This is a genomic window from Hydrogenimonas urashimensis, assembly GCF_016593255.1.
Lineage (GTDB): Bacteria > Campylobacterota > Campylobacteria > Campylobacterales > Hydrogenimonadaceae > Hydrogenimonas > Hydrogenimonas urashimensis.
The window spans coordinates 560680-584692 of sequence record NZ_AP023212.1 but is presented as its reverse complement, the minus strand read 5'-3'; the positions used below and the strand labels follow the sequence as shown (position 1 = coordinate 584692).

24 protein-coding genes and 1 tRNA gene are annotated in these 24013 nt (G+C 52.0%); 16 read left to right on the top strand and 9 right to left on the bottom strand.

Annotation, left to right across the window (positions count from 1 at the left end; translation table 11 throughout):
* Nucleotides 1–141: 141 nt before the first annotated feature.
* A complete protein-coding gene (locus tag JMG82_RS02925; RefSeq protein ID WP_201353444.1) occupies nucleotides 142–921 on the top strand; it encodes a TrmH family RNA methyltransferase in 780 nt (259 codons plus the stop codon).
* Nucleotides 922–989: 68 nt separating this feature from the next.
* On the opposite strand, the gene JMG82_RS02920 is transcribed toward JMG82_RS02925, so the two are convergent.
* From JMG82_RS02920 to JMG82_RS02910, 4 genes are read right to left on the bottom strand one after another with little or no spacing between them, the layout of a single operon-like run.
* Nucleotides 990–1562, bottom strand: coding sequence for a DedA family protein (locus JMG82_RS02920; protein ID WP_201353443.1), 573 nt, complete (start codon nucleotides 1560–1562; stop codon nucleotides 990–992).
* A 28-nt stretch (nucleotides 1563–1590) separates the two neighbouring features.
* Complete coding sequence (locus tag JMG82_RS02915) at nucleotides 1591–2841, bottom strand: Nramp family divalent metal transporter (RefSeq protein WP_236579171.1); 1251 nt, start codon at nucleotides 2839–2841, stop codon at nucleotides 1591–1593.
* Nucleotides 2838–4706 carry a mechanosensitive ion channel family protein gene (locus JMG82_RS11680; RefSeq protein ID WP_236579170.1) on the bottom strand — a complete coding sequence of 623 codons (1869 nt, stop codon included), beginning with the start codon at nucleotides 4704–4706 and terminating at the stop codon, nucleotides 2838–2840. Before JMG82_RS11680 ends, JMG82_RS02915 begins: the two co-directional genes overlap by 4 nt.
* Nucleotides 4706–6571: a TIGR00341 family protein gene (locus tag JMG82_RS02910; RefSeq protein WP_201353441.1), complete on the bottom strand. Its 1866-nt coding sequence runs from the start codon at nucleotides 6569–6571 to the stop codon at nucleotides 4706–4708. The genes JMG82_RS11680 and JMG82_RS02910 overlap by 1 nt, the downstream gene beginning before the upstream one ends.
* Before the next feature lie 191 nt (nucleotides 6572–6762).
* Between JMG82_RS02910 and JMG82_RS02905 the strand changes: the two genes are divergently transcribed.
* The 9 genes from JMG82_RS02905 to JMG82_RS02865 all read left to right on the top strand — a co-directional run bounded on the left by JMG82_RS02905 (nucleotide 6763) and on the right by JMG82_RS02865 (nucleotide 14133).
* The gene (locus JMG82_RS02905; RefSeq protein WP_201353440.1) at nucleotides 6763–7314 is read left to right on the top strand and encodes a hypothetical protein; all 552 of its coding nucleotides are present in this window, start codon (nucleotides 6763–6765) and stop codon (nucleotides 7312–7314) included.
* A complete protein-coding gene (locus tag JMG82_RS02900; RefSeq protein ID WP_201353439.1) occupies nucleotides 7311–8009 on the top strand; it encodes a Crp/Fnr family transcriptional regulator in 699 nt (232 codons plus the stop codon). Before JMG82_RS02905 ends, JMG82_RS02900 begins: the two co-directional genes overlap by 4 nt.
* Nucleotides 8010–8039: 30 nt before the next feature.
* Complete coding sequence (gene eno, locus JMG82_RS02895; protein ID WP_201353438.1) at nucleotides 8040–9317, top strand: phosphopyruvate hydratase; 1278 nt, start codon at nucleotides 8040–8042, stop codon at nucleotides 9315–9317.
* A 2-nt stretch (nucleotides 9318–9319) separates the two neighbouring features.
* On the top strand, nucleotides 9320–11455 hold the full coding sequence (gene glgP / locus JMG82_RS02890; protein WP_201353437.1) for an alpha-glucan family phosphorylase: 2136 nt from the start codon (nucleotides 9320–9322) through the stop codon (nucleotides 11453–11455).
* A complete protein-coding gene (locus JMG82_RS02885; RefSeq protein ID WP_201353436.1) occupies nucleotides 11443–12147 on the top strand; it encodes a 2,3-bisphosphoglycerate-dependent phosphoglycerate mutase in 705 nt (234 codons plus the stop codon). Before glgP ends, JMG82_RS02885 begins: the two co-directional genes overlap by 13 nt.
* A gap of 193 nt (nucleotides 12148–12340) precedes the next feature.
* Nucleotides 12341–12547 carry a hypothetical protein gene (locus tag JMG82_RS02880; protein ID WP_201353435.1) on the top strand — a complete coding sequence of 69 codons (207 nt, stop codon included), beginning with the start codon at nucleotides 12341–12343 and terminating at the stop codon, nucleotides 12545–12547.
* Between the two features lie 352 nt (nucleotides 12548–12899).
* Entirely contained in the window at nucleotides 12900–13151 is a 252-nt protein-coding gene (locus JMG82_RS02875) for a hypothetical protein (RefSeq protein ID WP_201353434.1), read from the top strand.
* An 8-nt stretch (nucleotides 13152–13159) separates the two neighbouring features.
* Nucleotides 13160–13555 (top strand): hypothetical protein, encoded by a 396-nt coding sequence (locus JMG82_RS02870; protein WP_201353433.1) that lies wholly within the window; start codon nucleotides 13160–13162, stop codon nucleotides 13553–13555.
* 62 nt (nucleotides 13556–13617) lie between these two features.
* Nucleotides 13618–14133: a hypothetical protein gene (locus JMG82_RS02865; RefSeq protein WP_201353432.1), complete on the top strand. Its 516-nt coding sequence runs from the start codon at nucleotides 13618–13620 to the stop codon at nucleotides 14131–14133.
* Between the two features lie 45 nt (nucleotides 14134–14178).
* Here the strand turns inward: JMG82_RS02865 and JMG82_RS02860 are convergent, their stop codons facing one another.
* The 5 genes from JMG82_RS02860 to JMG82_RS02840 all read right to left on the bottom strand — a co-directional run bounded on the left by JMG82_RS02860 (nucleotide 14179) and on the right by JMG82_RS02840 (nucleotide 17856).
* The gene (locus JMG82_RS02860; RefSeq protein ID WP_236579169.1) at nucleotides 14179–15048 is read right to left on the bottom strand and encodes an SPFH domain-containing protein; all 870 of its coding nucleotides are present in this window, start codon (nucleotides 15046–15048) and stop codon (nucleotides 14179–14181) included.
* Nucleotides 15045–15509, bottom strand: coding sequence for an NfeD family protein (locus JMG82_RS02855; RefSeq protein ID WP_201353431.1), 465 nt, complete (start codon nucleotides 15507–15509; stop codon nucleotides 15045–15047). Before JMG82_RS02855 ends, JMG82_RS02860 begins: the two co-directional genes overlap by 4 nt.
* Before the next feature lie 180 nt (nucleotides 15510–15689).
* Nucleotides 15690–16607, bottom strand: a complete 918-nt coding sequence (locus JMG82_RS02850; protein ID WP_201353430.1) for a histone deacetylase family protein — start codon at nucleotides 16605–16607, stop codon at nucleotides 15690–15692.
* A 38-nt stretch (nucleotides 16608–16645) separates the two neighbouring features.
* Nucleotides 16646–16722: transfer RNA gene (locus tag JMG82_RS02845), tRNA-Ile, on the bottom strand.
* Nucleotides 16723–16734: 12 nt separating this feature from the next.
* Entirely contained in the window at nucleotides 16735–17856 is a 1122-nt protein-coding gene (locus JMG82_RS02840; RefSeq protein ID WP_236579168.1) for an FtsW/RodA/SpoVE family cell cycle protein, read from the bottom strand.
* 47 nt (nucleotides 17857–17903) lie between these two features.
* Between JMG82_RS02840 and JMG82_RS02835 the strand changes: the two genes are divergently transcribed.
* The 6 genes from JMG82_RS02835 to JMG82_RS02810 are packed head-to-tail and all read left to right on the top strand — an operon-like array spanning nucleotide 17904 to nucleotide 23969.
* A complete protein-coding gene (locus JMG82_RS02835; protein WP_201353429.1) occupies nucleotides 17904–18920 on the top strand; it encodes an RluA family pseudouridine synthase in 1017 nt (338 codons plus the stop codon).
* Nucleotides 18829–20091: a fibronectin type III domain-containing protein gene (locus JMG82_RS02830; RefSeq protein WP_201353428.1), complete on the top strand. Its 1263-nt coding sequence runs from the start codon at nucleotides 18829–18831 to the stop codon at nucleotides 20089–20091. Before JMG82_RS02835 ends, JMG82_RS02830 begins: the two co-directional genes overlap by 92 nt.
* Before the next feature lie 9 nt (nucleotides 20092–20100).
* Entirely contained in the window at nucleotides 20101–21279 is a 1179-nt protein-coding gene (trmB, locus tag JMG82_RS02825) for a tRNA (guanosine(46)-N7)-methyltransferase TrmB (protein ID WP_201353427.1), read from the top strand.
* On the top strand, nucleotides 21267–21938 hold the full coding sequence (locus JMG82_RS02820; protein ID WP_201353426.1) for a cell division ATP-binding protein FtsE: 672 nt from the start codon (nucleotides 21267–21269) through the stop codon (nucleotides 21936–21938). Before trmB ends, JMG82_RS02820 begins: the two co-directional genes overlap by 13 nt.
* Nucleotides 21925–22737, top strand: coding sequence for an FtsX-like permease family protein (locus tag JMG82_RS02815; protein WP_201353425.1), 813 nt, complete (start codon nucleotides 21925–21927; stop codon nucleotides 22735–22737). The genes JMG82_RS02820 and JMG82_RS02815 overlap by 14 nt, the downstream gene beginning before the upstream one ends.
* A gap of 5 nt (nucleotides 22738–22742) precedes the next feature.
* A complete protein-coding gene (locus JMG82_RS02810; protein WP_201353424.1) occupies nucleotides 22743–23969 on the top strand; it encodes a murein hydrolase activator EnvC family protein in 1227 nt (408 codons plus the stop codon).
* The last annotated feature ends 44 nt before the right edge of the window (nucleotides 23970–24013 follow it).

Here is a 24013-nt window from a genome sequence, read left to right as displayed (position 1 = left end):
GTTTGCGTCAGTTTGCGGCGTCGAATTGTTCGCGTGCGTACAGGGTTTCAACAGTTGGCCTTTGCCAGAACCGTTCTTTAGCAGGAATCGGAAGTTTTTTGCTAACATTCACTAATCAAACCGGACGGGAGCGGCCTTTTCATGAAAATCCACCATCTCGAAACCCTCGATCTTCCCGAATTGGCGCTCTATCGAACTCTTCGTAGCAACCGTTTCGACAAAAAAGGGGGATTCGTGGCCGATTCGCCGCGTGTCGTGGAACAATTGCTCGAGAGCGGTCTGGAATTTTGCAGCCTGCTCTGTACGCCGGACTATTTCGAAAAAGAGCGAAGTCGTATCGAGGCAGCTGGGGTGCCCGTGGTCTATCTGGCAGAAAGAGGGCTGCTGGAGAAGATCGTGGGGCACAAAATCCATCACAATGTTATGGCTCATGCCATACGGCCCGACAACATTGCACTGAGGGAACTTCCTGACCGCATCGTCATGCTCTCAAGACTCAACAATATGGAAAATGTCGGTGCCATCGCCCGCAATGCCGCCGCTTTGGGTGTCGGGGGTTATGTCGTCCCAGCCGCCGGCCCCCATCCCTACGGTCGCCGGGCGATCCGGGTGAGTACCGGCCATGTGACCCGGTTGAGAATCCACTGCTACGATGATGCCATCGCAACCATGGAGCGGCTGCGGGATCTGGGATATACGCTCCTGGCCGCTGAGACATCGGCCAACGCGACACCCCTTTCGCAATATGCTTCACCACCCCTTCGATGGGTACTGATACTGGGCAACGAAGAAGAAGGCGTCCCAAGTGCGATGCTCGAGCGGTGCGATGCACTCCTGCGCATCGAGATGGAACCGGATGTCAGAAGCTTCAATGTCGCCACCGCCGGTGCCATCGTGATGTACCGGCTTCGGTACGGCTAAGAATTTTCAGATAAGAATCCGACGATTATTCCAATTGCAGTTTCACTTTTGTGAAAGTGTTTTGTATGTTATCGCGTCTCCTCTTCGTTTTGAGAATAAAGAATCATGGCAAAGAGGAGTATGAAAAAGAGTACCACCATGACGTTTTTTTGGACCAGAAGAATCAGATTGATAGCGGTATCGCCGAAATAGTACCCGATCGATACGAACGCAAAAGCCCACATGACGATGCCGATAATGTCGAAAAAGAGAAACTTCAAGAAAGGATACCCCGACATTCCGATGGTAAGCAGTGCCGGAATGTGGGTGCCGTAGACGAACCGTTCGAAAACGATAACCGCGGATCCCCAGCGGCGAAGCCAGCTTTGGGCTTTCGCCTTTCTTCCCGGCGATTTTTCGAGCCAGGCCAAGGCTCTTTTTTCGAAAATACGTCCAAAAAGAAAAAGAGAGAGATCTCCGATGACTGCGCCTGCAATGGCGACAGGAATAATATGGCTGTATGTGAAGACTTTGTGCTCCGATGCAAGCCAACCTGCCAGCATCAGACCGATTTCTCCCTCCGTGATGCTCCAGATGAAAAGAGCGGTATAGCCGTGGTTTAGAAGCAGATGAATGGGAAAAGCGAACAGCTGCAGCATCATTTCTCATACTTTCTAATAGGAGATGCGGTCATGAAGTGATCCATTGCCAGACCATGAGAGTGGTAAGCCCCAGTGTGACGAGCAGGGCGAACAGAGTGAACAGATTGCCCCACCGTCCGGGCAGGTATTCGCCCATGATCCTGCGGTTGTTGGCGATCATCATGGCGATACCGATCAAAACGGGAATCAGCATGCCGTCGAGTACCTGGGAGTAGTAGAGTGCATCGACGACCGTGATACCAGGGATTATGTCGACAAGGTCACCGACGATGAGCGCCCCGACAAAGACGATATAGAAGCCTTTGGCGTCACTGACTTTGTAATCCATTCCTTCGCGCCATCCGAAAGTGTCGGCGACGGCATAGGCGGTCGAGCCGGCAAGCACGGGGATGGCCAGAAGACCGGAAACGATGATGCCGAAAGAGAAAAGGGCGAAGGCGTAGTCGTCCGAGACCGGTCTGAGGGTATGGGCCAATGTGCCGACATCCTGGATATCGGCATGGGTACCGTAAAGCATGACGGCACCGGTGATAATTATGCAATAGGCCAGAAGATTGGACCAGATCATGCCTATCATCGTATCCAAGTCGACTTCATACGCCTGGACGACACTCTTTTTTTCCTCTTTTTCTTCGGCAGCCTGCCAGAAAAGAAGATAGGGCGATATGGTGGTACCCAGCAGGGCCAGCGCCGCAATGACCCAGGCTCTTTCAAATTCCATGTTGGGAATAAAAGTGTTTCGAAGAATCGCCAAAAGCGGTGGTTTGGCCATAACGGCCGAAAGAATATAGACTCCCAGTACGACCGTTAGGGTAATGAGGATTTTTTTGATGCTTCTGTATTTGCCGAATGTAATGAGATAGGCGATAAGGGCCGTGATGGGAATGAGAAAATAGACGGTCGGAAAACCACTGAGAATATGAAGAATGGCTGCGATGGCGTTGAGGTCGGCACCGATCGTCAAGATATTGGCAATTGCCAAAACGAAGATCATGACGACGGTCAGTTTTTTGGAATAGAATGCAGTGGTTATTTCAGGAAGGCTCTTACCTGTGACGATAGCGATACGGGCGACCATGTTCTGGATGGCGATCATCATGGGGGTAGAAAGCAAGAGCAGCCACAGCTGAGAAAAACCGGCAGAAGCGCCGACCATCGTATAGGTGACGATTCCGGCCGGATCGTCACCGGCACCGCCGGTTATCAGTCCCGGCCCGAGCTTTTCCAGTCGCTGCCGATTTTTGATAATGTCGGCGCGGATTTTCTCTTTTAGGCTCAATGCGAAGGCCTGCCGTTGTAAGAAGTGTCCGGCCGTATACCCGTGTCGAGTTTCAGCGGAATCTCCCCGTCTACGGAGCGGATGTGCAGATCCCGCTGTGGGAAAGGTATTTCGATACCCGCTTCGTAAAGCGCATCGTAGATGAGAACAAGAAACCTGGATCGGGTGCGTTTGGGATAGAGAGTTTCCCATCCGCGTATCCAGACATGCAGTTCGAAATCGACGCTGCTTTCGCCCATGGCGGTCATGATGACACGGCTGAAACGGGTCGGCGTCTCCAGTACGTCGCCAAAACCGCTCTTCTTGAGGGCTTCGAGGATGACCTTTTGGGTTTCGTGCACATCGCTGCCGTAGGCGACACTGAATGGAATGTCGAATCGGCGGATGCGGTCGTTCATGGTCCAGTTGATGACCCGGTTTTGGATAAGATCCTGGTTGGGGACGATGACGTCGATATTGGCATTGGTGGTAATCGTCGTCGAGCGCATCCGGATGTCGGTCACATGGCCGCGAAGGTTTTCGTCGAATTCGATGTAGTCACCGATTTTGATACTGCGTTCGAACATCAAAATCAGACCCGAAACGAAGTTGGAGACAACATTCTGGAGCCCGAAACCGATACCCACCGAAAGCGCTCCGGCTACGAGCGCGATGGAGGAGAGACTCACACCGATCGTGTTGAGGGCGATGAAAAAGGCGATGATGACGATGATATAGTAGCCGAGATTGGCCAGAAGTGTCTGCGTCGACTGGGTGACGCTGCGATGGTTTCGGAAAAGTTTGAAAAGATAGGTTTTATAAAGGGTGCCGATCAGAATGCCAAGTACGAATATGACGATGGCGAGAATCAGTTTGAATGTGCTGATGGGAGTCTGGTTGATCGAAAAGAGAGGCCGGTTGAGCTTTTTCCAGAACGTCAGCGCTGTCTGTCTTATCTCTTCGAATGTCGCTCCTTTGATCGTCTCGGCGTGTCCGAGGATGGAGGTGTCCATCGTGGTGAAGAGATTGCGTAGGTCGTTCCTGACTTCGGAGGGGAAGAAGCTCTCCATAATTTCGATCATACGGCTCTGCAGGGCGAAAGTTTCGGCACTGTCGTGGCGTTTCAGGGCATTGGAGTAGAGAATGAACATTTCGGCCAGTTTGTCGGTCAGAATGCTGTAGCGCTTCGCCTGGAGCACCTGGATGCCGTAGTTGAGCCTGCGGACCATCTCCGTCTTGCCGAGCAGATTCAGTCGCTCTCTCTCGATATCGTAGGACTTTATCTCATTTTCTATATCCTGCAGCTTTTCTTCGATGTGCCTGAGATGGGTCTGTGTCGCGTTGAGATCGAATGTAACCTCTGTTACTCCTTTGACGAAATAGGGAGGTGCCCTGTCGATGAGACTCAGATACATTGCCAGTTTTCTGCGGTAGAGACGCACTCCTTTGAGGTAGAAGGCATACTGCAACTGTAAAATGGCGATTTTGGGATCCTTTGGATCGAGCGATTCGATCTGTTTGTGGATGACGTCGATTTTCTCTCCAAGCTGTTTGATATTCTCCTTCAGCTCCTTTTTGGAAAGGGACCAGTTGCCGTACTGGATTATGAGGGAGCGGTACTCCTCTTCGTTTTTGGGCACGGCAAGCTCGAATTTGCGTATGTGGCCCGATTTTTCGAGGTAGATCAGCTTTTTCAAAAGAGCTTTGCGGAGTTTTTCCTCTTCGCTCTGTGTACTTTCGCTTTCAAGTTGTTTCAGCAGAGCCGAATAGAGTGAAACGTTGCCCTCGGCAATCGTGGCATTGATTTCCGCTGCGCGGCACGGGGCCGTCAGAAGCAGAAGAAAAAAAGAGACGATAAATACGAAAAAGCCTTTTGAAACTTTCATCAGTAGATTTCCCTGAAATTGAATATCAGACCCACATTCTCTCCCAGCTTCGTCTTGATCTGCCGGGCGATGAGAGATTTCTCCTCAGGCGTCAGACCGTTGTGGGCGGTGATTGTGACGACGGCAAAAGTGCCTTCCTCTTTGTGCAGAATTCGCGAAAGTTGGATCTGAACCCGTTTTTTCGGCAGTTCGATGCGTTTGATCTGCGAAAATTCGCTGTAGATGTGCTCTTCGGCCAGGAGTGTGCGAGTCGAGAGCCAAAGAGGGATGGCGATCACCGCCACCATCATCAACTTGATGAAAAAGGCGGTGGATACGTATTTTCTTGATGCGTATCCCATCAGATAGAACATGGCGCCGGAGGCGACGACGATGCCGACGATGTTTGCGAGAAAAAGAAGAAGCGCATTGGAAAAGATGCTCCAGGACCCCCAGCCTATGCCGATGCCAGAAACACACAGCGGCGGTACGAGCGCCACGGCGATGGCGACACCGGCGAGACTTTCCCCGACCTTTGAGTTTGCGTAGCCGTAGGCGGCTGCGATGCCCGCGAAGATGGCGACGGCGAGATCGAGCAGGGTGGGATGGGTTCGCATCGCCATCTGGTCGGTCAGGTGAGCAAAAGGCATGGACCATGCGATCCATGCCGAAGCGGCCAGACCGAGGAAAACAGAAAAGAGAACGGTTTTGATGCTGTTTTTCATCAGCGCTTCGTCGAAACGGATAGCCCCCATCGAAAAGGCGATGATGGGACCCATGAGCGGGGCAAGAATCATCGCACCGATAATGGTGGGTGAGGAGTTCTGAAAGAGGCCGACAGCCGCCATGAAAATGCTTACAAGCAGCAGTATCAGATAGGCGCGCCGGATCTTCGCCGAATCGCGGAGTTTTTTGAAAAGTTCGGCGAAAGCGCTTTCGTCGGCGATCGGTACGAGCGGCAGCGGCTTTTTCGAGAAAAAGCCGATCGCATCGCTGTCGGTGGGGAGATTCTGTATCCGTACGCTCTCCTTCTCTTCGCCGCCCACGCAGCTGGCACCCGTAAGAATGGCGGCTTTCATCGGTACACTCTCGATGACAAGGGTTCGCTTCCTTTCCGTTTTGCCGTCGTATGCGAAGGGGAAAGGTTGGTTGTCGGGAGAGGTTATTGTCAGCGTTTCGGTTTTCAGCGTGCCGATACCCGGTGGCAGGTTCTCGGCCTCCTCGCGTTTTTTGTTGGCCAGAAAAAGCCGTAGTTTCAGAGCACCCACGATACTCTGAGGGGCGTAGATGACGGCGGCTACTCGCCGGCACTGATTGTCTGATGCTTTGAAAAAATAGGATCGTTTTCTGTTCAGCAGCGACTCGTCTCCCGCTTCGATCATCAGGGCGGCCGTTTTGATCTCCTGCTCTTTCGCCGTTTTTATATGGAAGGTTCGCAAACGCATCGAGAAGAGTCTTCGCACTGTTTCAACGATGCCCGCACGTTCGAGCCAGCGGGAAGCGCCCACCGTAACGCATCCGATGACGGGTTTGCCGTCGCACCGAATATGGGAGCTGATCTTTCCGGCGGATTCGGAAATCGCCAGTGCTATTGCCTCCTCGGCCTTGTTGGGAATGGCGTAGGAAGCCTGCTGAAGGGGATTGTGCTCGTAGGGTATCAGAACGATCGTCACATCAAGGTCGCCTATGTGTAGCAGCCACTCCCTGAACTCTTCGTCGGGAACCACAACGAAAATCAAAGAGCCGTCGGGGAAATTTTTCTTTCTTTTTTTGAAGATGTGCCTCTCCACCGGTCGCGACGTCGTTTCCTCTATTTTCTTTGAAAGCTCATCGAGGTGCGCTTTTTCAAACCGGTGGTCATGCAGCAAAATAATGGGTGAAGACATTCTGTTCCTTCAACCGGTGATAAGGATGGACTTCAACTATTGTATTGCAGCACACCTCTGTAATTCCTGAAAAAACGCCATTGGAAAAAGTGGATCTGCCGTCACGTCGATCTTTCCGGTTTGGCATAGGAGAATGTCAGTCAGCTGACATAAAAAGAGTTTCCGTTTTGTTATCATTAACGAATTTTCAAATGAGAGTTTTGAAAAAGGCGAAAAAGATGAACATTCGCATCTTCAAAGAGATATCGACACAGATCTACAGGGATTTTAGGTATCTTTTTTTCTCGAGCATTGAACACGGCCGTGTCGAGGAAGGTTTTTGCTTCGATATCCTCGTCAGACTGCATGAAAATCTGGAAGGAAACGATATCGAAAAAAGAGAGACTGTAAACGATTTTGCCGAGAGTATGATAGAATGTATCGACAACCATCTTAGATGCGTTTTGCGCAAAGAGTTTGAAAAAATCGGCATGTTAGACGACACAGACCCGAATGTTCTGATCGGATTCGACGGCAAAAGCATGGTGTACGAAGAGTGCTTCCGTGCGGCACTTGAGGGCTTGAAACGGTACAACGCACTCTTTTCCAGGCCGATGATAGAGAAAGCGACGATGGAAAAAGCGAAGAACGGATTTGCCCATTTCAGTACTCTCCTGTTCACCTACCGCAATCTTCTCGAGATTGAAACAACGACAGAAGAGGGCTCCTTACGTTCCGAAATTTCTCAAGGATGGCCGGAATGACTCACGAAATGGTATGCGATATCCTTGGCAAGTCGGAACTCTTCAGTGGTCTCGATTTTCAGGAACTGGACAAAATCGTTTCGGCGTGCCGTTTGACATTCTGGAAAAAGTCGATGGATATCGACAACGACGAAGGTATCGAGACCTTCAATATTGTCGTGCAGGGGCGTGTCAAACTGATGCAGACCGATCCCCACAGTGGCCGGAGCATCGTCATCTTTCTTCTCAAAGAGGGGGATGTGTTCGATGTTCTGTCTCTTCTTGATGGCCAAAAACATATCGCTTCGCCTGTCGCCGTATCGGATACCTATATGCTGAGAGTGCCTATGGCGACGGCACGCAACTGGCTGGAAACCTATCCCGAACTGAATGAACGTTTTCTTCCCTATATCGGAAAACTGATGCGACATCTCGAATCTTTCGCCGAAACCGTCGTTTTCGACGATACCGCAACAAGGCTTGCCAAGCTGATTCTCAGGCATACGGAAAAGGAAAAAAAGAGTGGTGAAAATCATTATCCGGTAAAAATCATCAATAATCTTTCCCATGAACTTCTTGCCGAAATGATTGGCTCGGTCCGTTCTGTCGTAACGGCGCAGCTGCGAAAACTCAAAGAGGATGAAATCATTCTCTACAAACGCGGATATTTGGCCGTGAAAAAGTTGGAGGAACTGGCGAAACGCTATAATCTTTGAGAGGAATTTTATTCTAAAAAGGAGCCGATTATGTCGAAAAGCAACATTGCATCGCTCAGAGCGATCGAAATTCTGGATTCACGGGGAAACCCCACGGTTCGCGTATTCGTTACGCTTGAAGATGGCACGAAAGCGAGCGCATCGGTGCCATCAGGGGCCAGTACGGGCGAGTTTGAGGCGGTGGAGCTGCGCGACGGCGATCCTGACCGCTACAACGGCAAGGGGGTGCTGCAGGCGTGCAAAAACGTCAATGAAATCATCGCACCGGAGGTCGTTGGGCTCGATGCCACAGAGCAGGCAATGATCGATCGCCTCATGATCGAGCTCGACGGAACCGAAAACAAAGCGCGCCTGGGCGCCAACGCGATACTCGGTGTCTCGATGGCGGTCGCGAAGGCGGCGGCCGAAAGTCAGGGAACCGAACTCTACCGCTATCTCGGCGGTTCGGAAGCGCGGAGAATCCCGGTTCCTTGTATGAACATTCTCAACGGCGGTGAGCATGCCGACAACAGTGTCGATTTTCAGGAATTCATGGCGGTGCCGCTCGGTGCACCCACCTTTTCCGAAGGACTGCGGTACGTGGCCGAAACGTTCCATACACTCAAAAAGATACTCGAAGCCAGGGGGTATGCGACAGCGGTGGGGGACGAAGGCGGATTCGCCCCCAATCTCGGAAGCAACGAAGAGGCGATGGATCTGATCATCGAAGCGATCGAAAAAGCGGGTTACGAACCGGGTGTCGATATCTCCATCGCCATCGACAGTGCCGCGACATCTTTCGTCGTGGACAAAAAAGGACAATACGATCTGAAGTGGTCGGGTGGCGGCATTTTGTCGAGTGACGAAATGATCGATCTTGCCAAACGGTGGGTCGAAAAGTATCCGATCGTTCTTTGGGAAGACCCGCTGGCCGAAGAGGATTGGGAAGGGTTTGAAAAGTTTACGAAAGAGCTTGGTGACAAAATCGAAGTCGTCGGCGACGATATTTTCGTTACCAATACAAAATTCATTCGCCGCGGCATTCGGGAACATGCGGCAAATGCCTCGCTGATCAAACTCAATCAGATCGGTACGGTTACCGAAACGGTCGATGCGGTGCGCCTCTGTCTTGAAAACGGGTGGCGTGCCTTTCTTTCGCACCGGTCGGGCGAAACGTCCGATACCTTCCTGGCGGATTTCGCCGTGGCGATGGGAAGCGGCCATCTGAAAACCGGATCGGCATCCCGCAGCGAGAGACTCGCCAAGTACAACCGATTGCTTGAAATAGAAGATCTGCTGCAATCCAACGCGCTTTATTACTGGAAATAGAGATGCCGGGACGTGATCCTTCCGCCAATATTGCCATTCCCGAGCTGCCCGGGGAGATAGCGGGACTCGGCGAAATCGCACTCAACCTCTGGTGGACATGGAATCCGCCTGGAAAAAATCTTTTCAGACTCATCAATCCCTATCTGTGGAAAGAGAGCGGTCAGAATCCGATCGAACTTTTGAAAAAACTCTCCCAAAAACGGCTGCAGGCACTGGTTCAAAACGAAGGTTTCATGCGTGAATACCGTTATGTCTATGCGCTTTTCAGGCAGTATATGGACGACACGACAGTCTACAGCAAAGAGGAGCCTCTGCCCATCGCCTACTTCTGCGCCGAATACGGTCTACACCATTCGCTGCCCATCTATTCGGGCGGGCTCGGCTTCCTGGCCGGTGACATTTTGAAAGAGTCGAGCGATATGGGATTGCCGATGGTGGGTATCGGTTTCATGTATCCGGAAGGATATGTACGCCAGATCATCGGAAGCGACGGATGGCAAAACGGTGCCAACGAGACGATCGACAAGGACAGGGCACCCATTGAACGGGTACTCGACAAAGATGGCAACCATTTCACGATCCAGGTACCCTTTATCGACCCGCCGGTCTATACATCTGTCTGGAAAGTCAATGTGGGACGGGTGAGACTCTATCTGCTCGATACCGATATAAAACAGAACGATCCCTGGGACCGCCAGATTTCGTCGCATCTCTATACGCCGGACATGAACCAACGGCTTCGCCAGCAGATCGTGCTGGGCATCGGGGGGTACCGTGTACTTGAAAAGCTGGGCATCGAATACAGCATCCTCCATCTGAACGAAGGACATCCTGCCTTCGCTCTTTTCGAACGGGTACGGAGTTTTATCGAAAACGAGGGATTCTCACTCGACGATGCGATAGAGAAGGTGAGAGAGACTTCCGTGTTCACGACCCATACACCCCTGCAGGCCGCTACGGATGTCTACAGCTTCGATATGATGAGCCACTATTTCGAGGATTACTGGAAACGCCTTGGGATGGACAGGGAGCGTTTCATGGATTTTGGCATCAATCCCGATGCCACGGGATCGGGTTTCAACATGACGGTATTCGGCCTGAAGATGTGCAATCACCGCAATGCCGTCAGCAAAAAGCACTGCGACGTGACAAGACGCATATGGAAAAACGTATTCGACCGCGAAAGTGCCCAACACGTACCGATCGACTACGTGACCAACGGGGTGCACCTCTCGACATGGCTGGGGGATGAACTGACAGAAGAGCTGGACCACGTACTGGGAGAAAACTGGCTCAACATGCAGGACAACCGCGATCTATGGTCGCGGATAGATGAAATCGACGACGAGACGATCTGGCGCCTGCACTACACCTACAAAGTACGAATGGTCAATTTTATCCGCGAGCGGGTGCGCCGCAAATGGTCCGACGAGGGTATCGATCCGGTCGTGGCGATGGCCGAAGGGGTGATGCTCGATCCCGATGTTCTGACGATAGGTTTCGCACGGCGCATGACGGAATACAAACGTCCCGACCTGATTCTGCACGACCTGGATCGTCTGGAGAAAATCATCGACAATTTCGCCCGGCCGGTTCAGATCATTTTCGCCGGGAAGGCCCATCCGGCCGATACGCCCGGCAAACAGATCATCCAGCGCATATTCAAGGTGGCTCAGGATCCGCGGTTTAGAGGGCGTATCGCCTTTGTCGAGGATTACGGCGAAAATGTCGCCAAATACCTGGTGCGCGGCTGCGATGTCTGGCTCAACAATCCGCTCGTTCCGATGGAGGCATGCGGCACCAGTGGCATGAAAGCGGCGATCAACGGAACGCTGCACTGCTCGGTACTCGACGGGTGGTGGCCCGAAGGCTACAACGGCGAAAACGGCTGGGCGTTCGGCGGTGACATCTCCGATGATGCGGCCGATGCTTCTGTCCTGTACGACATCATCGAAAAAGAGATCGTTCCTCTCTATTACTCGATCGACGAGCACCACTACCCTGCAGAATGGATCGGCCGGATGAAAGCTTCGATCAAAAGCATCGCCCCCGCATTCAGCGGCCGGCGCATGATGAAAGATTATCTGCGGAAGTTCTACATCCCCATTTCGAAAGTGTGCCTCTCATGGGAAAAATGATCCTGCTGCGTCACGGAGAGAGCCTTTATAACCGGGAGAATCTCTTCACCGGCTGGACCGATATCGATCTGAGCGAACGGGGTCTTGCCGAGGCACGGGAGGCCGGTGAAATTCTGAAACGGTACCGGCTCTATCCGGATATCTGTTTTGCTTCGTGGCTCAGGCGGGCTATCCATACGGCTCAGATCGTCATGAAGGAGATGGCATGGGAACATATCGATTGCATCAAACACTGGAAACTCAATGAACGTCATTACGGTGCCTGGCAGCGGCACAACAAAGAGGAGATAAAAAAAGAGGTGGGAGAGGAGAGATTCCTCGCCGTTAGACGGGGTTATGACACCCCGCCGCCGCCGTTGAAGGAGGGTGATCCGCGTCTTGCGGAGAGTGATCCGAAGTATCGGAAAATCGATCCGCAGCTTCTGCCTCGCGGCGAATCGCTGAAAGATACCCGCAAGCGTACACTCAACTATTTTGTCGAAAGGATCGCGCCGCAACTGGCTCTTGGCAAAACGGTCCTGGTGAGTGCACACGGCAATTCGCTGCGAGCCCTTGTCATGGCGATCGAGCATTTGACACCCATGCAGATCGTCAAAGTGGAGATACCCACCGCAAAACCGATCGTCTATGAATTCGACGAAACACTGCACCTGCTTGGGAAAACCGATTTGGGGAGAATGGCGACTCTCTGAAGTGTTATCTGGCTGACAGATATCCGCAGGAAAAAATGGTATTATATAGGTGTTGTGTCAAAGAGCCATGAATAGTTTGGGTTCATAGGCGAAAACATAACATGTGGCCTCCAACCTCTCGTATGCAATACCCGCTTGCCCCAGGACGCACACGCTTGTGCGAATTTCGACAGACAGGATTGTGGCTATTCTTGTGTCGAAACGAAAAAAGGAGGAGGATATGGAAGTGGTCGGATACGAATGTTATGCAAACGGTACGATCAAATTGAAAATCATGCCAATCAAAGATGCAAAAAACGGCCAAAGGGAGGAAGAGCAGTTCTATGGCAGCGGCATCGTCTCTGCCCGAAAAAAGAAAAATGCCTCCAAACACCGACCGTTTTTGTCAAAAAGAAAATAACGGTAAAGTTTCCTAGGTGCGGGTATTGCCCCTTTGGCGACCTAGAAGAACGCGATAAAGACCTTTCGCCATACTCTCAAAAAGCCCAAATAGTCGGAATATCTGCTCTTTTTTTCTTTTTTTGTCCGATATCTTCGATGAAATCTCCCTTGCGCTCCCTGTTGAAACTATTCCGCCTGCAACGTATTTTCCTTCCGGGTGAGCCGTTTTTTATGTTTCCAAAATGTCGTTACAGCGCCCGGGGTTTCAGTCAGGATGCTCAATGGCTTGAGACTTCAGCATCCTCGAAACGACGCATCGAAGCGAAGAGATGAAGAAATTTCGACCCAACGCGTTATGCTAAAATAGAGGCATGAAAGATTTGATTCTACAAAAAATGAAGTATCTGCCCCGTAAGACGAAGGAGAAATTTTATCTGCGGTTGCGTGAAAAAGCGATCATGCGGACGCGGGCGAGGCTTGTGGAGAACAGGGTCGATATCGATACACTCTCCGATGAAGAATTGGAAATCATCATTGCCGACGAAGAGGACAAGCTGGTTGGTGAGTACAAGACGAAAGGGCTCGTCGCGCTGCTGGCTCTTCTGGGAATCAGCTGGTTCTAGGAAGGCGGATGTATCATTATCTCAAATGGGCGGCGCTGAGCCTCTTTCTTAAAAGAAACCTTCGCTATCTTCTTTTCATACTGATCGGAATTGTCGGCATCTATGTGGCCGATGCGGTCTATCAGGACATGGCGGCGTATTCCGTCATGACAAAGCATACCGGTGATATCAGCCACTACCTTCTGATGAAATGGACGGCCGTTCTCTTTTTTTCACTCCTTATCGTCTGGTCGATTTTCAAACTGGGAGTGAGAGAAAGAAAGAAAAAGGAAAAAAAGCAGATGAAAAAGGGCGGTGAATTTGAGAACGATCCCTATATGAAACGTCTCGAAAAATTCAAAACACCCCGCAGGCTCCGTTCCAAAACGGATGTACTGATTGAAAGGAAGAAAAAGAGGGGATAGCGTTTTAAATGTAGGGTCAGTAAATCACGGTATAATCCGAAAAAAAAGAGGAGGAGAGAGAATTGAAAAAGTATGCAGCTCTGTTTTTGCTGTCGGCGCTTTTGCTGTTGGCACAGGAGATAAGCGGGGGGTTTGGTCTGAAGCTGGGTGATACATTCGACAAGAACAAGGCGGAAACGAGCCAGGAAACAGGAACGGGCGATATGCTCTACGAGGTCGTTCCGCCCAAAAAAGTGAAATATTTCCAGAAATATTACGTCATGATTACACCGCTTAGCCAAAAGATTCGTGAAATCTGGGGCATCGGATATTTTACGACGATGGAAGAGTGCCAGAACAATATGGATGTGCTCGTTCTGATCATGGAAAAGAAATACGGCAAGTTTGAAAAGCCGGAGTATGCGACTGAACAGATACGTCTTAAAAGAATGGGCGATCGCGACATCATTATCAAATGTACGAAAAGTTTCGCCGGTGGTGATCTTTATCTCAAATACAGAGACAACACACTCAACAAAACGAGCAAGGTCGAACGCGCCGAGATCGAATCGAAAAGCATCGACGCCTCTGCCCTCTGATACACCCTTTGAATATCCGGGGCTGTGCCGCTGCGGCGGCCCCCTCTACTGCCGAATCTTGCCCAACAACCCTTTGATACTCTCCTGAAGATCCGCCGGATAGACGACGAATTTGCTGTTGTCGGATTCGGAAAGTTTCTTCAGGGCATCGATGTAGCGGTCGCCAAGCAGAAACATCGCACCGGTGGCCTGTCCTTCGATGGAAGATGATATCTGGCTGATCGCTTCCGCCGAAGCTTCGGCCAGCTTGATTTGCGCTTCCGCTTCCCGCTTGGCCGCTTCCAGCTTGCCGTCGGCTTCGAGGATCATCGCGTTTTTCTTTCCCTCGGCCAGTGTTTCGATGGCACGTCTCTCCCGTTCGGCGGCTGCCTGCTGCTCCATCGCCTGCTGCATGGAAGGACTCGGTGTGATATCCTGGATTTCGACGGTTTTGACCGTGATTCCCCAGTCGGCCACATCGTCGACAATCTGCTCTTTGAGTTTGGCCTTGATCGTTTCACGGTTGGAGAGCGCCTCGTCAAGCTTCATTTCTCCGATGATCGAGCGCAGCGTCGTCATAATGAGATTCTGAATGGCCAGTTTGTAGTTTTCGACGCCATACATGGCTTTGGCGGGATCGGTGATTTTGATGAAGGCGACGGCGTTGGCGATGATGACCGCATTGTCCTTTGTGATCACCTCCTGTTTGGTGACGTCGAGAATAATGTCGCGCGTTGTCATTTTCGATCGGATCGTATCGATGAAAGGGAGAATGATGTTAAGACCCGGTTTGAGAAGTTTGTGGAACTTTCCGAGCCGTTCCACGACCCACTCCTCTCCCTGCGGAACGATACGGATACCTTTGATTAGAATGACGATAACGGCGACGAGGAGTACGAAAGCGATGGAGAATCCGGGGGTGAGAGTCATGTTCATGTGCCCTCCTTTCTGACTTTGATAATCTGCCCGTAGACACGGTCTACCAGGACGCGGTCTCCCTCTTTGAGGACTTCGCCATTTTCGGCTTCGACAATCCAGACACGGTCGCCCAGTACCGGAAGATCGAAACGCGCCCGGTAACGTCCTTCGTCAAGGACCTCGATGACGACGCCGGGAATGTCGGCGTATTCTCCTTCCGACTGACCGACATTCGGGACTGTTTCACTCTTTTTGAAAAAGAGAAAATAGATCGCCAGCAGCGTTGCGGAAATTCCGGTCCACAAAAAAAGCTCCTGGGTGAAGCTGGTCTGGAAAAAGAAGTCTAACCCCCCGACGACAAGAGCGGCGATGCCGAACCAGATGACGACAAAACTGGGAATGAGAATTTCTGCAGCGATGAGAAGGATGCCCAGTACAATCCAGTGCCACCATAAAACATACTGGCCCAGATACTCCATGATTCTCCTTTGCGTGCTCCGTCCACTCACGGATTTTTTTACAGACCTTACGCGGCATACGCTCTCATCCCCGCCATTGACCCCGCTTTGGCTGCGTCGAAACTTTTCGCTCCGCATTCCCTCTGTCCATCGGCAAACGGATGGCAACGCAAACTGCATAAGGAGATTCTGTTCTATCGGTTATTGTAACATCTCTTCGATCGTCACGGCGACGCACTCTGCAAGAGCGTGGGTGTCGTAGCCGCCTTCGAGCATGAAAATTTTGGGTATCTCGGAGCTTTTCAGGATGGCCCGCACGATACGCCGAACACCCTCCGTGGTCACTTCAAGCTGCGCAAGCGGGTCTGCCTCGTGCAGGTCGTATCCCGCCGATACCAGCAGGATGTCGGGTGAAAACTCCTCGAGAATCGGGGCGAGCCTCTCTTCGTAGAGGGCAACGAGTTCGCTGTCGCCGCTGCCCGGAGGAAAAGGGAAATTGAAAGTGGCACCCAAGCCTTCGCCCACACCCCTCTCATCGGCCGAGCCCGTTCCCGGATAGGCCGGCGACTGGTGCGTCGAAAAGTACAAGACGGTGCCGTCATCATAGAAGATATCCTGCGTACCGTTGCCGTGGTGGACATCGAAATCGACAATGGCAACTTTTTTGAAACCCTTTGTCTGGGCATAGCGTGCGGCGATGGCCACATTGTTGAAAAGACAAAATCCCATGGAACGTTCGATGGTGGCGTGATGGCCCGGAGGACGGACGGCACAGAAAACACGATGGGCCGTGCCTTGGTGCAAGGCGTCGACCGCGACAATGCCTGCTCCCGCCGCCTTCAGCGCCGCCTCCCACGAATGGGCGGAGCAGATTGTGTCGGCATCGATGGGTTCCAGCGACTCGCAGTGGGCTCTGACCGTTTCGATGTGTTCCAACGAATGGACCGAAGCGATCAGTTTTTCGCTGACGGCGATGGGGGAGAGCGTCGTCAGACGCTCTCTCAGTGGTGCGACACGGCGCTCTATGGCTTTGAGGCGTTCGGGCGATTCGGGATGCCACGGGCCCGTGTCATGAAGCAGATAGATCGGATCGGTCATATAGGCAACGGATGGTTTCATAAAATCAATTATAGGAAAAATCGGAGAAAGAGGGAAGGTGGTGGGCCAACCAGGACTCGAACCTGGGACCATCCGGTTATGAGCCGGATGCTCTAACCAACTGAGCTATTGGCCCTGAAGGTCACCCTTAAAGAAAGGTAACTTTGGAGCCGGAATTATACAGAAATTTGAAGCGAAAAGCAATAAAATTTTCCAAAATGCCGAAGAGGACCATGAAGTTGATGAAGCTGCTGCCGCCGTGGCTCAGAAGGGGAAGAGGTACGCCGACGACGGGGGCCAGACCGATGGTCATGAGAATGTTGACACTGGTGTAGACAAAAAGAAGAAAAGCGATGCCGTAGGCCATCACCTGGATGAAATAGTCGCCTCTGGCATGCATGCCCAGACTCAGTATATGCAAAATGAGCATCGCGTAGATGAGGATGAGTATCGCAGCTCCCGCGAAACCGAACCGTTCCACGTAATAGGCGAATATGAAGTCGCTTGACGCGATGGGGAGAAATTTGAGCTGCGTCTGGGTCGCTTCCTCTTTCGGCTTCCCGGTCATCCCTCCCGACCCGATGGCGATGATCGACTGCTGGACATGGTAGCTCGGCTTTTCGGAGAGAAAGTCGTGAATCCGTTTTTTCTGGTAGTCGTGCAGATTGGAGTAGAGAAAGGGGGCCGCCACGGCCAATGTGATGGCGATGCCGGCCCAGATTTTCCAGTGGACGCCCACGAGGAAGAGCACCCCGTACCCGATGATGAGCAGTACCATGGCCGTACCCAGGTCTGGCTCTTTGGCGATCAGCAAAAAGGGCAGCAAAATATAAAGAGAGAATTTGAGAAACTCCCTGAGCCGGTACCCGTCCGGCGGCGGTGGGTTTTCCTGGATGAGATGGCCCAGCATCAGCAAAAAAGCGGGTTTGAAGAGTTCGGAAGGCTGGATGGTCAAACCGATGAGGGGAATCTGAAGCCAGCGCTGGGCACCTAGTTTCGTCACCCCGAAAAAATCGACGCTCAACAGCAGCAGGATCGTCGTCCAGTAGAAGAACGGGATCAGCCAGCGTATCGAGCGCCACGGGATCAGGAAAAAGAGAAAGAAGATGACAAAACCGAGCCCGATATAGAAAATCTCCTTTCTGAAAAGGGCGGGGCTGATCTCTTTGACCAGAATCAGAGAGATGACGAGGAGTGGTAAAATAAGCAGCAGCAGGAAAAAATCGAAATGTGTTAGAATGCGCCTGTCGAACATCAATCGGTGTTTCATAATAAAAATCTGCACTCCCAATCGTTTCAGGAAATTGTACCCAACCAATGAAAAAAGAGAGTTTAACGAAAAGTCTGACCGTCGAGACCAGCCAGCGTCTCGACCGATTTCTGCACAGCCGTATCGGGGGGTCACGCAACCAGATCGAAAGGCTGATCAAACGAGGGTTTGTCGAAATCGACGGAAAGATTGTCAAAAAGGCGGGCTACCGGGTATCTTCCGGTCAAGTCGTCCGCTACACGATTCCCGAAGAGCCCGACTATGTCGCCGCCTCCGTCGATTTCGAGGTGCCTATTATCTACGAGGACGAGCATATTCTCGTAATCAACAAGCCTTCGGGTCTCGTGGTGCATCCGGCACCGAGCGTCAGGGAGCCGACGCTGGTGGATTGGCTCAAAGCCCGGGGGGTCAACCTTTCGACGATCAGCGGCGAAGAGCGGCACGGCATCGTTCACAGGCTCGACAAGGAAACCAGCGGCGCAATGGTCGTGGCGAAAAACAACACTGCCCATGAAAGGCTTTCGCGGCAGCTACAGGAGAAAACGATGGGGCGCTACTATGTGGCCCTCGTGGATCTGCCTCTTAAAGCCTCGGGCATCGTGGAAGGGCCGATCGGAAGGAACCCCGCCAATCGTCTTAAAATGGGCGTCGTTTCCGGCGGAAAACCCGCCAGGACACGTTTTGAAAAGCTGCTGATGGATGAAAAAAGCCGATACGAACTGGTCGGTGCGAAACTCTATACGGGCCGTACCCATCAGATACGTGTGCATCTGGCGTCACTGAACCGGCATATCGTCGGGGATAGTTTATACGGCTTTAAGAGCAAAAACAATATAATCCAACGTATTTTGCTACATGCATACATTCTCTATCTTGACCATCCCGCCACCGGAAAAACGATGCAGTTCACAGCACCGATACCGAAGGATATGTGGGAGAGACTTGAGAACTGTTTCGAAAAGGAGAGATTAGATGAAATTTTGGATCCGTGCAGTTTTCTACGGCGCTTTGGCGATCATTGCGACCGGATGTTCCACGAAGGGGGTGATCGTTCCGACGGGTAAGGCACAGATCAAAGAGAACCTCCCCAAAGTCACCTCCATCCGCACCATCAGCAGCATGACCGCTGTGGGGATCGAGTGGCAGATGGTGCCTTCGATGAATATCGAGGGGTACTATCTCTACCGCCTGGATCCCGACAGCCAAGAGAAAAAGCTGAAGCGTGTCGCCAAAATCAACGACCGCTACAGCACCCACTACGTCGACCAGAAACTCCGGCCGGGATCGCAGTATGTTTATCAGATGTCGACCTACGACAAAGAGGGGTACGAATCGAGACAATCGGCGCCCGTCCAGGTAAAAACGGCCCCGATGATCCACTCCGTCAGCTTCGTGAGGGCCATTACGGACCTCCCCCACCGCATCAAGCTCATCTGGCGACCCCATCAGGACTTGCGGGTCGTCGGCTACATCGTCGAGCGGGCTTCGGTGACGAAACCGGATGAGTGGAAAGTACAGGCTGAGATCAAAAACCGCCTCAGTGCCGAATACATGGACAAAAGACTCGGAGAGGGCGAGGTCTATATGTACCGCGTCCGGGTCAAACTCTGCAACGGTCTCGTATCGGAGCCGAGCGCACCTGTGAAAGCGATCACCAAACCGCTTCCGCAGATGCCCGGCCATCTTTCTGCATCGCACGACCTTCCCAAAACGATCCATCTCGAATGGAAGCCCAGCCCCACGCCGGACGTGGTCTACTACAAAATCTACCGGGCTCCGTTTCAGATCGGATTCTACAGCTACCGGGCAAAAACGGAGGGAACGAGTTTCGAAGACCGTGTTCCCGAAGACGGAAAGGTCTATTATTACAAAGTGACGGCGGTGGACAAAGATGGCCTGGAAAGCCCCATGCCGGAGGCTCCCGTCATCGGTTCCACACTCGCGAAGCCCTCGCCGCCGTCGATCACGGCCGCCAAAATCGCCTTCAACCAGGCGATCATCACATGGACACCGATCGATAACCGGGCCGAGAAATACAATGTCATCCGAACCCACTGGGAGGGGTTGAGCAAAAAAGAGAAGATCTTTACGAACATCTACGGGACGAAATTCGTTGACAAATCGATGTCCCCGGGTATCAAGTACAGCTACCGTGTCGTCGCTATCGACAGGAACGGCATCGAATCGGAGCCTTCGAAACCGGTGGAGCTCTATATCGAGACAGAAGAGAAGTAACGTCGCTGTATGCCCCATATTCGGATAGATGCATTCGATGCTTCCGTTCTTCCCATTAGAAGCGGCAACGTGAGGATTGAGTGGTATGCCGAAAACATCGAGCATCCGGGAGAAGGTCTGCTGGGTGCCGAGGTGGGCGGCATCCCTTTTTTGCTGCAGGTCAAACCGAAAGGAGATTCGGTTCTGATAAAGTCGGAGAAAATTTCCAGGCCTTCGCCCAACGCCCTGATCAAAAAGGCGCTTCAGGCCTATCTCGTCGAAGCGAAGCCGAAAATTCTCTACTCCAACATATCGAATCTTGACGAGGCGAAATTGAAAGAGCCTCTTCCCTCCCTCAAAGAGATAGCCGATTTCAGACCCGAAGAGCTTCCCGACAAGCCGATATGGATCGAGATAGGCTTTGGAAGCGGACGGCATCTGCTCCATCAGGCCGCATCCCGTCCCGATGTCCACCTGATCGGGCTTGAAATCCACCGTCCTTCCCTCGAACAGGTGATGCGCCGCATCGATCTGCAGAAACTGGAGAATGTCTGGGTGATCGACTACGATGCACGACTCTTTATGGAACTGTTGCCGAGCAACCGCATCGAGCGCATTTTCGTCCATTTTCCGGTTCCATGGGACAAAAAACCCCACCGTCGCGTCATATCGGACACCTTCCTGGCCGAAGCGATGCGGGTCTTGAAACCGGGCGGCACGCTGGAACTCCGCACCGACAGCGAGAACTACTTTCGGTATGCCATGGATGTTTTCACGCGGCCCAAACGCGTAAAGCTTGCGTTGGAGAAAAACGGCGAAGCGGCTGTACGCAGCAAGTACGAAGAGCGGTGGCTGCGCCACCAAAAAGATATCTACGAAATACGTGTCGAATCGCTCGAGTTTTCCGAGGAGAGAAAGATCGATGCCGACTTTTCGTTTCCCTGCGCTCCGGCTTTGAAGAGACTTTATGGGAGGAAACCGGAAAAAGCGGTGATCGACGAAAATTTTTTCGTCCATGTCGAGCGCTTCTATGCCATCAGCGATACCGAAGGGCTCATACGGGTATCTTTGGGAAGTTTCGATCGGCCGGAACACAAATATCTGCTGATACAACACAAAAGCGTGACCTACTATCCCCATGATCCGGTGGCGACGCAGACCAATCTCGACGCCCACCGGACGCTCAAGGAATGGCTATGCGGAATGTGATCGAAGCCAAAGGGCTGAAACTGGCCTATCCGAGGCACGAACCGGTCATCAAAAACGCGACGTTTCGGGTGGAGACGAACCAGTTCGTCTTCATAACAGGTGCCAGCGGCAGCGGAAAATCGACTCTTCTTCGTTCCATGTACGGCGCGATGGAGATTACAGATGGCGAGCTGAACGTGGGAGGGATCGACATGCGTTCGATCTCCGGCTCGAAACTCTATAAACTTCGGCGGCATATCGGCATCGTTTTCCAGGACTACAAACTCATCAAAGAGTGGACCGTTGAAAAAAACGTGATGCTTCCGCTCATTATCGCCGGTTTTCCGAAAGATGTCTGCCGGGCGCAGGCCGTCAAGCTTCTCAACCACGTCAAACTCTCCCACAAGTCGGACAAGTATCCGATGGAGCTCAGCGGCGGGGAACAGCAGAGGGTGGCGATGGCGAGAGCGCTGGCCCACAACCCTTTCTTGATTCTCGCCGACGAACCGACCGGCAATCTCGACGACTACTCCTCCCAGGTGGTCTGGGAGCTGCTGGAACGTGCGAACGAGGAGCTCGAGACGACAGTCGTCATCGTCACGCACCATATACCCGAAATGATCAATGCGGACTATCGGCACCTTTTGATCGAAAACGGAGTGATCTATGACATTCGTTAGAAATCATCTGGGCCTTATTCTGCCGCTTTTTGCGATACTTTTCGCCATCGAGTACATGCTGATTTTCGACAGAATCATCAAAGATTACGAAACGCGCCTGCAGGAGCAGTATACGGTGATAGTGGTGGCCGAAAAGAGTCTCGATCCCGAAAGCATCAAAGGGGCCAATCCGCTCGTCAAAACCGTGGAGCCGGTCGATTCGAAGAGTGTGCTGATGCATATCAGAAAGAAGATCAGCGAAGAGAATCTGAAGAAACTCCAGACGATCGTACCGGCTTTCTATACCCTGAAACTGGTGCGCTACCCCGACAAGAAAAGCCTCGACAAACTCCGGCGCGACCTGCTCAATATCAAGGGAATCAAGCGGGTACAGATTTTCGAAAAGGTCCACGACCGTCTCTATGCCATGCTGCTGTTTATGAAGAGCAACTTTTACATCTTCGGTGCCATGCTGGGATTGATCAGTTTTCTGCTGGTGATGAAACAGATGCTCATCTGGCAGCTCGAACACAAGGAGAGAATGCAGATCATGGCACTTTTCGGAGCGCCGGTGTGGCTTCGAAGCGGCGTGCTCTTCCGCCTGGCTTTCGTCGACGCCCTGATCGCCGTGCTGCTGGCTCTCTCGGGGATGCTCTACCTGATTTCCGAACCGAGGGTCAAAGAGGCTCTTGCGGAGATGGGGATCAACGGCGCCCTCCTTTTCCATTACGACGATGTTCTCTATCTCGCTTCGGCGGGATTCGGGATCGCACTTTTTTGTGCCACATGGGTCGTCGTCCGCTTCAGGGAGGAGCTGTAGCCTCGATGGGTATGAGATTTCTGAAGTGGATCGCCGTCACACTCCTCCTTGTTCTCCCTTTCCATGCCGCTTCGATCGACAAAAAAATCAGAAGTTCGAAGCAGAAGCTTGCCAGCACAAAAAGCAGTTACGCCAAGATGGACCGCAAACTGGCGAAAATAGCCCGGCAGATCGAAGCGAACCAGAAAAAACTCAAACAGCTCGATCTAATCATCACCCTCTCGGACAAAGAGATCGCCGTCAACTCCATTCTTCTTTCCGAGGGGGAGAAAAGACTTCTAGAAATCGAAAACAACAGCACGGTGCTAAACAGGAAAAAAGCGGAGCAGGAGAGACAACTCATCGATCTGCTCGCCAACCGCTACATTCTCGAAGAGATCAAAAAGGAGCGGGGTATCCAGTCACCCGACGATGTAGTCGAATCGGAGCTGCTGACAGCTTTGATCAAATCGGACAACGAACGGCTCAAATCGATGCAGAAGGCATACCTTGAAACACTCAAAGTGAGTGAAGCTCTTTCGAAAGAGGCGAAGCGTATCCGCAACATGATCGAACGGCTGAAGAAGAAAAAAGAGCGTGCCGCCAGGGAGAAGGAGCGGCGGAAAAAACTGATGGCGAGCCTTGAGAAGGAGAAGAAGGAGTATCAGAGGCGTCTCGAGAAGCTCCAGAAAGAGGAGAGCGATCTTCGCAGGACCCTCGCGGCACTCAATATCCTGAAGAAGAGGGCGATTGAAAAAGAGAAAAAACGCCGCCTTGACAACACTACCCATGCCATCGCCAGTGGCGACAGACTTCATGTCAGGACCATCGGCTCCTCCTACCAGAAACACGCCATCGGCCGATACCGCGGACGAAAGACCTTCTCGCCCGTCGGAAAAGCGAAAGTGGTCAAAAAGTTCGGACCCTATACCGATCCAATCTACAAGATCAAAATTTTCAACGAGTCGATCACTCTGCAGCCCTATCAGAAGCATGCCAAGGTCAAGAACGTGCTCAACGGCCGTGTCGTCTTCGCCAAGGAGACGCCGATGCTCGGCAATGTCGTGATCATCGAACACAGAAACAGCCTTCATACGATCTATGCGAAGATGGATAAAATCGCCCCGACGATCCGCGAAGGAAAAAAGATAAAAAGAGGCTATGTGATCGGACGGGTCGAAAATGAGCTGATGTTCGAAGTGACGCAGAAGAATCGGCATATCAATCCGCTCGAACTGATACGCCTGCGTTGACGATTCCTTAAACTTTCTTTTATATCTTTTTTAAAGCATCTTTT